The sequence below is a fragment of the Pseudomonas sp. NPDC087817 genome, from assembly GCF_044742875.1.
Lineage (GTDB): Bacteria > Pseudomonadota > Gammaproteobacteria > Pseudomonadales > Pseudomonadaceae > Aquipseudomonas.
This window is the reverse complement of sequence record NZ_JBIUVJ010000013.1, coordinates 98,162-109,908: the sequence shown is the minus strand read 5'-3', so window position 1 is coordinate 109,908 and position 11,747 is coordinate 98,162. Positions and strand designations below refer to the sequence as shown.

The 11,747-nt window shown below is 58.3% G+C and carries 15 protein-coding genes; 1 reads left to right on the top strand and 14 read right to left on the bottom strand.

Annotated elements, in window-relative coordinates:
- From tolB to ACIONG_RS12755, 13 genes are all read right to left on the bottom strand, one after another.
- The coding region (gene tolB, locus ACIONG_RS12815) for a Tol-Pal system beta propeller repeat protein TolB (protein ID WP_401299801.1) at positions 1-1,162 on the bottom strand (1,162 nt) is incomplete at its 3' end.
- A gap of 17 nt (positions 1,163-1,179) precedes the next feature.
- Positions 1,180-2,244 carry a cell envelope integrity protein TolA gene (gene tolA, locus ACIONG_RS12810; protein WP_103303958.1) on the bottom strand — a complete coding sequence of 355 codons (1,065 nt, stop codon included), beginning with the start codon at positions 2,242-2,244 and terminating at the stop codon, positions 1,180-1,182.
- Positions 2,244-2,696 carry a protein TolR gene (tolR, locus tag ACIONG_RS12805; protein WP_401299799.1) on the bottom strand — a complete coding sequence of 151 codons (453 nt, stop codon included), beginning with the start codon at positions 2,694-2,696 and terminating at the stop codon, positions 2,244-2,246. Before tolR ends, tolA begins: the two co-directional genes overlap by 1 nt.
- A 23-nt stretch (positions 2,697-2,719) precedes the next feature.
- Positions 2,720-3,415 carry a protein TolQ gene (tolQ, locus tag ACIONG_RS12800; RefSeq protein WP_008080223.1) on the bottom strand — a complete coding sequence of 232 codons (696 nt, stop codon included), beginning with the start codon at positions 3,413-3,415 and terminating at the stop codon, positions 2,720-2,722.
- Entirely contained in the window at positions 3,405-3,872 is a 468-nt protein-coding gene (gene ybgC / locus ACIONG_RS12795; RefSeq protein ID WP_077574280.1) for a tol-pal system-associated acyl-CoA thioesterase, read from the bottom strand. Before ybgC ends, tolQ begins: the two co-directional genes overlap by 11 nt.
- A 127-nt stretch (positions 3,873-3,999) precedes the next feature.
- On the bottom strand, positions 4,000-5,061 hold the full coding sequence (gene ruvB / locus ACIONG_RS12790) for a Holliday junction branch migration DNA helicase RuvB (RefSeq protein ID WP_047599519.1): 1,062 nt from the start codon (positions 5,059-5,061) through the stop codon (positions 4,000-4,002).
- On the bottom strand, positions 5,062-5,670 hold the full coding sequence (gene ruvA / locus ACIONG_RS12785; RefSeq protein ID WP_008080221.1) for a Holliday junction branch migration protein RuvA: 609 nt from the start codon (positions 5,668-5,670) through the stop codon (positions 5,062-5,064). It abuts the gene before it with no gap.
- A gap of 115 nt (positions 5,671-5,785) precedes the next feature.
- A complete protein-coding gene (gene ruvC, locus ACIONG_RS12780; protein WP_103303956.1) occupies positions 5,786-6,313 on the bottom strand; it encodes a crossover junction endodeoxyribonuclease RuvC in 528 nt (175 codons plus the stop codon).
- 141 nt (positions 6,314-6,454) lie between these two features.
- Positions 6,455-7,201, bottom strand: a complete 747-nt coding sequence (locus ACIONG_RS12775) for a YebC/PmpR family DNA-binding transcriptional regulator (RefSeq protein WP_007912738.1) — start codon at positions 7,199-7,201, stop codon at positions 6,455-6,457.
- A 131-nt stretch (positions 7,202-7,332) separates the two neighbouring features.
- A complete protein-coding gene (gene aspS, locus ACIONG_RS12770) occupies positions 7,333-9,108 on the bottom strand; it encodes an aspartate--tRNA ligase (RefSeq protein ID WP_103303955.1) in 1,776 nt (591 codons plus the stop codon).
- A 99-nt stretch (positions 9,109-9,207) separates the two neighbouring features.
- Entirely contained in the window at positions 9,208-9,429 is a 222-nt protein-coding gene (locus ACIONG_RS12765) for an FmdB family zinc ribbon protein (RefSeq protein ID WP_103303954.1), read from the bottom strand.
- 131 nt (positions 9,430-9,560) lie between these two features.
- Positions 9,561-9,899, bottom strand: coding sequence for a ribbon-helix-helix domain-containing protein (locus tag ACIONG_RS12760; RefSeq protein WP_103303953.1), 339 nt, complete (start codon positions 9,897-9,899; stop codon positions 9,561-9,563).
- 181 nt (positions 9,900-10,080) lie between these two features.
- A complete protein-coding gene (locus tag ACIONG_RS12755) occupies positions 10,081-10,551 on the bottom strand; it encodes a Dps family protein (RefSeq protein WP_103303952.1) in 471 nt (156 codons plus the stop codon).
- Positions 10,552-10,863: 312 nt separating this feature from the next.
- Here ACIONG_RS12755 and ACIONG_RS12750 point away from each other — a divergent pair, with 312 nt between their 5' ends.
- Positions 10,864-11,466: a cold-shock protein gene (locus ACIONG_RS12750; protein ID WP_103303951.1), complete on the top strand. Its 603-nt coding sequence runs from the start codon at positions 10,864-10,866 to the stop codon at positions 11,464-11,466.
- Between the two features lie 71 nt (positions 11,467-11,537).
- Here ACIONG_RS12750 and ACIONG_RS12745 read toward each other — a convergent pair whose 3' ends face one another.
- Positions 11,538-11,744 (bottom strand): SlyX family protein, encoded by a 207-nt coding sequence (locus tag ACIONG_RS12745; RefSeq protein WP_103303950.1) that lies wholly within the window; start codon positions 11,742-11,744, stop codon positions 11,538-11,540.
- Between the last annotated feature and the right edge of the window lie 3 nt (positions 11,745-11,747).

The window sequence follows — 11,747 nt, the reverse complement described above, 5'->3', positions numbered from 1 at the left end:
TGGCGTAGATTACCATGGTGCCGTTGGGCGCAACAGTAGGTGACTCGTCCAGAGTGCTATCAGTGAGGATCTTTACACTACCTCGCTGCAAATCCTGGGCCGCCACCTTGAAATTGGTGAAGCCATCCTGGCGATGGATCATCACCAGAGTCTTTTCGTCAGCCGACAGTTTCGGGTTGGCGTTGTAGTTACCGATAAAGGTCACTCGCTCCGCACCGCCGCCACTGGCGCTGGTTTTGTAGATCTGTGGCTTGCCGCCACGGTCGGACGTGAAGTAGATGGTCGAGCCATCCTTGCCCCAGTACGGTTCGGTGTTGATGCCAGGGCCCGCGGTTACACGGGTGATCTGACGCGAACCGAGGTTCATCACATAGATGTCCGGGTTACCGTCTTTTGACAGTACGAACGCCAGGCGATTGCCATCCGGCGACCAGGCTGGCGCGCCGTTCAGGCCTTCAAAGTTGGTGATCTGCTCACGGCGACCGGTGTCGATGTTCTGCATGAAGATGCGCGGACGCTTCTGTTCGAACGACACGTAGGCGATACGCTTGCCATCCGGTGCAAAACGCGGCGACAGGATCGGCTCGCGCGATTGCAGCAGAGTCACGGCGCGGGCACCGTCGTAGTCCGAACGCTGCAGGGTGTAACGGGTGTTCTTCTCGGAGAAGCGCTCAGCCGTTACGTACAGCAGACGGGTGGAAAACGCACCTTTGATGCCGGTGAGTTTTTCAAACGACTGGTCCGAGATGTAGTGGGCCATGTCGCGCAGCTGCTCGGTAGTACCGGAGACACTGCCGTCGGCCACTTTCTGCTCGGTGGCGACGTTGAACAGTGCCCATTGCACCTGCAGACGACCGCCTGCTGGAACGATGCTGCCAACCATCATGTATTGAGCACCCACCGCCTTCCAGTCACGGAAGATGATTTCGCTCGGCTGGCTTGGCTGGCTGATCATGTTTTGCTTTGGAATCGGCGAGTAGTAGCCCGAGTTGCGTAAATCGTTACCAATGATTTCAGCCATGTCGTCCGGCAGGACTGCACCGCCCTGGAAACCGAACGGTACAACAGCGATCGGCGTTGCCCGATCGCTACCACTGGTGACCAGAATGTTCTTTTCATCAGCCATCGCGATCCCTGCCATGCAGCAGATCACGACCAGCATTCCTCGAAGAAGGTTTCTCACAAGGCTAAGTCCTCAGGTGTGAATGTCATCTTGAATGAACGATATGGAGCGAAATCGCTCGCCTTCATTCCCTGCATTTCTGTCAAACGTCCAATATTCTTCACTGCCGCCACTGCCGAAGCATCGAACGGACCGTCGCCACTGGATTTGGCCACGCTGACCGAAGTCACCGTACCGTCCGGCAACATGCCGATTTGCAGCACGACCGTCATGCCTTTGCGTGCCGAAGGTGGACGAGCCCAACCTTCTGCTGCTCGCGCACGAATCAGGTCATCGAAACTGCCCGCGACTTCGTCACCCTGCTCATCGGCCAAGGCCTGCTGGCGCTGCGGCGTGTCGGAAAGCAAATCAGCCAAGGCCTGAGCCTTTTTGTCTTCGGTCGATTTACGTGCCGCATCCTGCGCTTTCTTCTTCGCAGCATCGGCAGCAGCTTTCTTCTTCGCTTCGTCGGCGATCTTCTTCTTCGCCTCTTCAGCTTCTGCTTTCTTCTTGGCGTCTTCGGCGGCTTTCTTCTTCGCGTCTTCGACGATTTTCTTCTTGGCTTCTTCAGCGGCTTCTTTCTTGGCTTCTTCCTTAGCCTCTTCTTCAGCCTTCTTCTTGGCTATATCAGCCAATTGTTTCTCTTCTGCCTTCTTGGCCTCGGCTTTCTTCGCGTCGTCGGCTTTCTTGGCATCATCAGCCTTCTTCGCCTCGTCCGCTTTTTTAGCCTCGTCGGCCTTCTTGGCTTCCTCGGCCTTTTGAGCCGCTTCTTCTTTCTTTTGTTCCGCAGCTTTCACCGCTTCCTGCTCGACCTTTTTTTGCTCCATCTGCTCGACTTCGGTCTGGCGTGCGGCGGATTTCTTCGCCTCACCCGCAATCTTCTGATTGGTCTGGGTGGTTGCCTGACTTTTCGATTTCAGTTGGTACAGGGTCGCCTGGACAATCGGCTTGGCCGGCGGCAGCTCTGGTGTGAAGGCGAAACTGACAAACAGCATGCCGAACACCAGCACGTGCAAGACAATCGCCCAGACACTAGGCCAGAAGTAGCTTTCCGAGGCGGACGGCTCTCGCAGTTGCTGCATCAGGGGGCCTCGGTAATCAAACCAACATTACCGACCCCGGCTTTCTGCAATCCGCCCATGGCGCCCATGACGGAACCATAATCAACGGTTTTGTCGCCGCGGATAAAGACCTGCGTACGCTTGCCGCCTTCGGTGCCGACGCGAATGATCTTGGTCACCGCATCGGTCATTTGCGGCAGGGTCATGGCCCTGTCCTGCTGCTTCTCGGTGTCGACTTCGCTGCCAAGGTTCCAGTAGTAGGTCTTGTCAGCCTTGATCGAAATGGTCAGGACCTGAGTGTTGTTGTCCTGCGGCAAGGCTTCGCTGGAAACCTTGGGCAGATCAACTTTCACGCCCTGATTGAGCATCGGCGCGGTCACCATGAAGATGACCAGCAGTACCAACATCACGTCGATGTAAGGCACTACGTTCATCTCGGCGACCGGCTTGCGCTTTTTGCGAGCTCGAGCGATTAAAGCCATTGGAAATTACCTGCTTATTCTTCGCTGGTGTGCACTTTGCGGTGCAGGATCGCCTGGAATTCATCGGCGAAGGTGTAGTAGCGGCCCAGCAAGGTTTCGCTGCGAGCAGCAAAACGGTTGTAAGCGATGACCGCAGGGATCGCGGCGAACAGACCGATCGCGGTGGCGATCAGGGCTTCGGCGATACCCGGGGCTACGGTGGCCAGGGTCGCTTGCTGGGCGCTGGCCAGACCGCGGAAGGAGTTCATGATGCCCCATACGGTACCGAACAGACCGATGTACGGGCTGACCGAACCGACGGTGGCGAGAAACGGCAGGCTCTGCTCCAGTTTCTCTTCTTCACGGGAGATGGCGACGCGCATGGCCCGGGCCACACCTTCCATCACCGCTTCAGGGTCGACACCTGGCTGCTGACGCAGACGGGAGAACTCTTTGAAACCGGCACGGAAGATCTGCTCGACGCCCGAATCCGGGTCAGGGTTGCTGCCGGCCTGACGGTACAGTTTGGACAGGTCGATACCCGACCAGAAGCGCTCTTCGAAGCTCTCCAGGGCACGTCGACCGGCACGCAGCAGGTTGCTGCGCTGAAAGATCATGATCCATGAGGTCACCGATGCGGCCACCAGAGTCAACATTACCAACTGCACCACGATGCTGGCATTGCTGACCAGGCTCCACATGGAGGAATGGTCGACGACGTTAGCTTCCACGCTTTATCTCCTGCTTTGAGTGTGTACCCGGACCGACCGCGTCGGCGAAGGCCGCACGCAAGTCTTCGGGAAGGGCCCGGGGTTTCAAACTGTTAGTGCGCACACAGGCCACCAAAAACTGCCCTTCACAGAGCAGCACATTATCCGTCGCCCGCCTGACCTGCTGTTTGAAGCGCAGGCTGGCACGGTTCAATTCGATTACATCAGCGCTTACCAGCAGTTCGTCGTCCAGTCGCGCCGGCGCGTGGTAGCGCGCTTCGCTGGAGTGCACGACAAACAACAGATCCTCCCCGGCAAGCTGCGATTGAGCAAAGCCCAGCTCGCGGAGCCGCTCGGTTCGAGCCCGTTCCATAAACTTGAGGTAATTAACGTAATACACGATGCCGCCCGCATCGGTGTCCTCGTAATAAACGCGACAACGATGTGCGAACGGCTCAAGCCCGTTTTGCGCGCGCATACTCTAGTGCTTACTCCTCAGGTTGCCAATCCGGCGAGGCAACTGTTTTTCATTGTTCAATGGCTTTACCGCAAAAGTACCGTCGTCAGACAGTACAAACCCTGAATAAATCGACAACAAATGTGTATTAATCGTCCACGGCATCGAGAAACTCGTCTGCCACGGGCATCTCACCCATTCGTGACGGAATGTTTAAACCGAAATGCAGATACGCATGCCGCGTCACCACCCTGCCCCGTGGTGTGCGCATGATGTAGCCCTGCTGGATCAGGTACGGTTCCAGCACATCTTCAATGGTGTGGCGTTCTTCACTGATTGCCGCAGCGAGACTGTCGATCCCGACCGGACCGCCATCGAACTTCTCGATCATGGTCAGCAGCAGACGCCGGTCCTGGTGATCGAAACCGTGCTCGTCGACATCCAGCAGGTTCAGCGCCAGATCGGCCACTGACTTGGTGATGTGCCCCTTGGCGCGGACTTCAGCAAAATCGCGCACCCGACGCAGCAGACGGTTGGCAATTCGCGGCGTACCACGGGCGCGACGAGCGATTTCGAAAGCGCCCTCCGGATCCAGCGGCAGACCGAGAATATTCGCTGAACGCCCGACAATCGTTGCCAGATCCGCCGTGCTGTAGAACTCAAGACGCTGGACGATACCGAAGCGGTCACGCAACGGATTGGTCAGCATGCCGGCGCGCGTGGTTGCCCCGACCAGAGTAAACGGCGGCAGATCAAGCTTGATCGAGCGCGCTGCCGGCCCTTCGCCGATCATGATGTCGAGCTGGAAATCTTCCATCGCCGGATACAGCACTTCTTCAACGATCGGCGACAGGCGATGAATTTCATCGATGAACAACACGTCGTGCGGTTCAAGGTTCGTCAACAACGCGGCCAGATCACCCGGCCGTTCCAGCACCGGCCCCGACGTGCTCTTGATCGACACGCCCATTTCCTGGGCAATGATGTTGGCCAGCGTGGTTTTACCCAGACCCGGCGGGCCGAAAATCAGCGTGTGATCAAGGGATTCACTGCGGCCACGGGCAGCCTGGATAAACAGTTCCATCTGCTCGCGCACGGTCGGCTGGCCGATATAGTCGGCCAGGCTGACCGGGCGAATGGCCCGGTCCTGGACTTCTTCGCGCTCGCGCGGACTGTGCGCGGCGGCGATCAGACGATCAGCTTCAATCACTTAAATCATTCCCTTCAGGGCGCGGCGGATCAGGTCTTCACTGCTCAAATTCTTGTCCTTGATGGCGGTAATCGCCTTGCTCGCTTCCTGCGGCTTGTAGCCCAGGGAAATCAGCGCACTCACAGCATCGTTCTCGGCGGTGTTGACCGGCGCCGGGCCGTCAGGCTGGTTCGGCACCAGGGCAAACATGGCCGGCGAGGTTTCCCAGGCCTTGAAGCGATCCTTGAGTTCAACCAGCAGACGCTCGGCGGTTTTCTTGCCCACGCCTGGCACCTTGGTCAGCGCCGAGGTGTCCTGGGATTGCACGCAGCGGACCAGCTCATCGACCTCCAGGCTCGACATGAGGGCCAAGGCCAGTTTTGGCCCGACACCATTGAGACGGATCAACTCGCGAAAAAAGTCTCGCTCACGCTTGCCGGCAAAACCATAGAGTAACTGCGCGTCTTCGCGCACGACCAAGTGGGTGTGCAGGGTCAGTGGTTCACCGACCGACGGCAACCGATAAAGCGTGGTCATGGGCACTTCCAGCTCATACCCGAGGCCGTTTACATCGAGAATCAGGTGCGGCGGCTGTTTTTCAGCCAGGGTGCCGCGCAAGCGTCCAATCACGTTTCAGATCCTTGAGCGTTGGCCAGCCGTGGGCTGGCGACTGACGGAAGGTGCGCTGCAGGCCGACGACCCAGGCATGAAACTCACCTTGCGAAAAATTTGATTGCTGATGCTATCAGAGACGCAGGCGCCCGCCACGACTGCGTGCCGTTCCCAAGCCGTGCGGCAACAGACTGGAGCGGGTATGCGCGTGACAAATGGCAATGGCCAGGGCATCGGATGCGTCGATTTGCGGTTTGCTGGTCAGCTTGAGCATGTGCATGACCATCATCTGCACCTGCTCTTTGTTCGCCGCGCCGGTGCCCACTACCGCTTGCTTGACCTGAGTCGCGGTGTATTCGGCGATTTCCAGACACTCTTCGGCGCCAGCGACAATGGCAGCTCCACGGGCCTGCCCGAGCTTGAGTGCCGAATCGGCGTTTTTCGCCATGAACACCTTTTCGATGCCCATGGTCACGGGGCCATAGGTCTGAATGATTTCACGCACGCCGCGATAGACGATTTGCAAACGCTCATGCAGTTCGCCGGCGCCGGTGCGAATACAGCCCGAGGCCACGTAAATGCAACCACCGCGTCCGGTATCGCGAACAACGCCGTAACCGGTGATACGCGAACCGGGGTCGATACCAAGAATTAAAGTCATAACGCCTGCGGGTTCGAAATAACACAAAAACAAATGTGGGAGCTGGCTTGCCAGCGATGACGGAGTGTCAGACGCCATCATTGTCTGATGTGCCGACGCCATCGCTGGCAAGCCAGCTCCCACATTGAAGCCTAGTCGCTCTTAACCGAGCTGAGCGGCCACGTCTTCCGGAATATCCGCGTTCGAATAGACGTTCTGCACGTCGTCCAGATCCTCAAGCATATCGATCAGCTTGAGCACCTTCTCGGCGCCCTCCAGGTCCAGTTCGGCGCTGGTGGTCGGTTGCATGACGATTTCGGCGTCATCACCTTTGAAACCAGCGGCCTCCAGCGCATTACGTACCGCGTAGAAGCTGGTGAACGAGGTAAACACATCGATCGAGCCGTCTTCATGGCTGACCACGTCATCGGCATCGGCTTCCAGCGCCGCTTCGGTCAGTGCGTCTTCGTCGACACCCGGCGCGAAGCTGATCTGGCCCTTGCGCTCGAACAGGTACGCTACCGAACCGTCAGTGCCGAGGTTGCCGCCACACTTGCTGAACGCATGGCGCACGGCGGCGGCGGTACGGTTGCGGTTGTCGGTCATGCACTCGACCATCACCGCCACGCCACCCGGGCCGTAACCTTCGTAGGTCAGCTCTTCAACGTTGTCCGCTTCGGTTGCACCGGCGCCGCGCGCAACCGCGCGATCGATGATGTCGCGACTCATGTTCGCGCTCAACGCTTTGTCCAGGGCCAGACGCAAACGCGGGTTGGAACCCGGATCGCCGCCACCCTGACGGGCCGCAACGGTCAGCTCACGGATCCACTTGGTGAAGATCTTGCCTCTCTTGGCATCCTGACGTTCTTTGCGGTGCTTGATGTTCGCCCACTTGGAATGACCTGCCATAACTCGCTCCGAATTCTCTTTGAAACGTTGCCCGCCGCGCAAAACCGCGCCGGCCGGCAAACAAAAAAATCTCGACCTGATCTCTATAGAAAGAAAAAAGGCGCATCCGAAGATGCGCCTTCAGGCCCGTCTTACTCAGCCTTTGGCGTTTCGCGCAAACGAATGTGCAGCTCGCGCAGCGCCTTGGCGTCCACCACACCCGGCGCTTGCGTCATGACGTCGGCAGCGCTCTGGGTTTTCGGGAAGGCGATCACTTCACGGATCGACTGGGCGCCGGTCATCAGCATCACCAGACGGTCCAGACCGAAGGCCAGACCACCGTGCGGCGGTGCACCGTACTTCAGCGCATCGAGCAGGAAGCCGAACTTCTCTTCCTGTTCCGCTTCGTTGATACCCAACAGGCGGAACACTGCTTGCTGCATTTCCTTGCGGTGAATACGGATCGAACCACCACCCAGCTCAGTGCCGTTCAGCACCATGTCGTAAGCACGGGACAGCGCGCCGGCCGGGTTGGCTTCCAGCTCTTCCGGGGTGCACTTCGGTGCGGTGAACGGGTGGTGCAGTGCGGAGAAGCTGCCGTCATCGTTTTCTTCGAACATCGGGAAGTCGACGACCCACATTGGCGCCCACTTGCAGGTCAGCAGGTTCAGGTCGTGACCGAGCTTGATACGCAGCGCGCCCAGAGCTTCGCTGACGATCTTGGCCTTGTCGGCACCGAAGAACACGATGTCACCATCGACTGCGCCGACACGATCGAGGATCACGTTCAGCTTGTCTTCAGGGATGTTTTTCACGATCGGCGATTGCAAACCGTCAACACCGGCAGCGCGCTCGTTGACCTTGATGTACGCCAGGCCCTTGGCACCATAGATGCCGACGAACTTGGTGTAGTCGTCGATCTGCTTGCGCGGCATGCTCGCCCCGCCAGGAACGCGCAGTGCGGCGATACGGCATTTCGGATCGTTGGCCGGGCCACTGAAGACCTTGAATTCAACTTCCTTGAGCTGGTCGGCAACGTCGACCAGTTCCAGCGGAATACGCAGGTCTGGCTTGTCGGAACCGTAGCGGCGCATGGCTTCTTCGAAGGTCATGTGCGGGAATTCGCCGAATTCCAGATCCAGCACTTCCTTGAACAGGTTGCGGATCATTTGTTCGGTGAGGCCCATGATGTCTTTTTCATCGAGGAAGCTGGTCTCGATGTCGATCTGGGTGAATTCTGGCTGACGGTCGGCACGCAGGTCTTCGTCGCGGAAGCACTTGGCGATCTGGTAGTAACGGTCGAAGCCAGCAACCATCAGCAGTTGCTTGAAGAGCTGTGGCGATTGCGGCAGGGCGAAAAACGAACCCGGGTGGGTACGACTCGGCACCAGATAGTCACGAGCGCCTTCCGGAGTCGCACGGGTGAGGATCGGCGTTTCGACGTCGAGGAAGCCGTTCTCGTCGAGGAAGCGACGGATGCTGGTGGTCATGCGCGAACGCAAACGCAGCTTCTCGGCCATTTCCGGACGACGCAGGTCGAGGAAGCGGTAGCGCAGACGGGTTTCTTCGCCCACGTCGGAGAACTCGTTGAGCGGGAACGGCGGGGTTTCCGCTTCGTTCATGACTTCCAGTTCGTAGCCCAGCACTTCGATCATGCCCGACGCCATGTTGGCGTTGGTGGCACCGGCCGGACGCGGACGTACCTTACCGGTGATTTTCACCACGTATTCACTGCGCACGCGATCGGCGGCGGCGAAGCTCTCGGCGCGATCCGGATCGAACACCACCTGGGCCAGACCGTCACGATCACGGATATCGAGGAAAATCACCCCGCCGTGGTCGCGGCGACGGTGAACCCATCCGCAAAGGGTAATTTCCTGGCCTTCCAGGCTTTCGTTCAGTTGGCCGCAATAGTGGCTGCGCATCATGATAATGGTTCGCTTCTCGTCATTCGATATTCGGTGGAGATCCCGGCGCACTGAAGCGGCCCGGAAACTCACGCGTGTCGTTCAACCTGGGTTTGAACCCTAGTCAGCTTTGTCGCCACCGGCCAGGTTCTTCTTGGTTCCGGTCTTGAAATCGGTTTCGTACCAACCGCTGCCGCTGAGGCGAAAGCCCGGCATGGACAGCTGTTTCTTGAGCTCTGGCGCCTGGCAGGCAGGGCAGTCGACCAGCGGAGCCTCGCTGATCTTTTGAATGGCTTCCAACTGATGACCACAGGAAGCGCATTGGTAATCGTACATCGGCATGGGGGTGTCTCGGCGATCAGATTGCCACCGCGCGCAGGGCTTTGCGGCGAAAGAGCGGGATTATATCCATTAAATGCGGCCTGTGCAGCCGTAAGACTGCACAGGCTGCCACCTCCTTTGCAACCGCTGTTTCAGGCTGGTTTCGCCGATTTGGCTTCCCTGACCCCGTTCATGACACACACCACTCGCACCAGCGCGCTGAAATTTTTCACCCCGCCGTGACGCAAATGCACCTCACGGTCGACGTGGGACAACAGCGAACTGATCGAACAGCAATTGTCTGCGGCCATGTTGCCGAGGATGTTCCAGTAAATCTGTTCCAGCCGCAGGCATGTCGCGTAGCCGTTCAATCGCACGGATCGTGACAACGGCTGAATCAGTGACATGTCGAATTCATTGGCGAACGGATCGAATTTCAGCTCATGCGGCAAGCCGACGATCCTGTCGCCTCGCCTGTCTCCCTCTACCATATCGGTGACACTCCTTTGTCATCTCTACCTGTTTGCAAAGCCACATCCTGTGACCTCATCAAAACGCAGACACAAAGTTATATCCAGATGACTTATTGACCATCACCGTAGGATAAGCCGACGACAGAGGTAAGATTCCGGACGTCGCGGGCACGCCCAAGGCATGCCCGCGCGCCGGGGGTCAGGCTTCCAGCAAGGCGCGCAACATCCACGCGGTTTTCTCGTGGACCTGCATGCGCTGGGTCAGCAAGTCAGCCGTCGGTTCATCGCTGACCTTGTCGAGCAGCGGGAAGATACCGCGCGCGGTGCGGGTCACCGCTTCCTGACCGTCGACCAGTTGCCTGATCATGTCCTCGGCACTCGGCACACCGACCTCCTCCTTGATCGAAGAAAGACGTGCATAGGTGGCATAGGCGCCCGGCGCCGGAAAACCCAGCGCGCGAATGCGCTCGGCGATCAGGTCAACGGCCAGCGCCAACTCGTTGTATTGCTCTTCGAACATCAAGTGCAGCGTTCGGAACATCGGACCGGTGACGTTCCAGTGGAAGTTATGGGTTTTCAGATACAGCACGTAGGTGTCCGACAGCAGACGCGACAGTCCTTCGACGATGGACTTGCGATCCTCTTCACTGATACCGATATCGATTGCCATGTTTACCCCCTAACGGCGATTGAATTCATCCAACAGGTGCAGACCCACTTTAGCAAGGCTGTCGACACCCCGCAGCCCCGAATCAGCGCACACCCTGCGACAAATCGACCGGACGCCTTGCCGCTGGCCGGGCTGATTTGAGTAGCCGCAGGCTTTGCTGTTAAATAGGCAGTGTGTCGCCATGCCCCATTTTCCGGGGTGTTGCGCATAGGCTGATGCCGTGTACGTGCCTACCGCCTCTTATTTTGTTGCGAAGCGAACCGTGCGCCTTCAGCTCTTCCTTGTGAGCCGTCATAACGTGAGCCAATCAAAATGTTGAAAATCGTCCACCTGCTAATGGGCGCAGCGGCCTTGCTGCTGTCGTTCATACCTAGCTTGAAATCCGAAGCCGTTCCCTACCTGCAACAACCCGATGCACTTTACCTGGCCTTCTTCGGCCTGCTGAACCTGATCATTGCTCCCGTAATTCCTTACTGGAACAAAGGTCCACGCCAGCATCTGCAAAATCTGGCCAGCGCTCTTCTGGTGCTGACCGTCGTCCTGCAAACCCTGACCCTGATCGCGCCGATGCCCGTCATCGCCGGCCAGCCAGCCGTGTTGTTCAGCCTAGTGATTGCCCTGGTTGCCGTGGTTGTACACCTGGCCGTCAGCTTCTATCGATCTTCACCGGCTGCCGCGCCAACCAACTACGACATGACCAACCGCGATACCGGCACCGTCAAGTGGTTCAACACGTCCAAAGGCTTCGGCTTTATCTCCCGGGATTCCGGCGATGATATTTTCGTGCACTTTCGTGCAATCCGTGGCGAAGGCCACCGCGTTCTGGTTGAAGGCCAGCGCGTGGAGTTCTCGGTAATGAACCGGGACAAAGGCCTGCAAGCCGAGGACGTGATCGCCGCTCTGCCGCGTCGCTGATCCAAGGCATAAAAAAACCGCGAGCAGCGTGCTGTTCGCGGTTTTTTTTCGCCTGGCGGAAAGTGCCCGCCTCAATAATGCGGCGGCGGCGCCTCTTCTTCGAAGGACTCGAACTGCCCGACCATTTCTTCCTGACGCTTGAGCAGCGCGGCCATCTGCAATTGCAGACGCTCGACCACGCGCTGCTGCGCCACCAGCACGTCGTTCAACGCCTGAATGGTGTCGTCCTGAAACGCCAGACGGCTTTCCAGTTCGGTAACACGTTGTTCCAGGCTCATGAT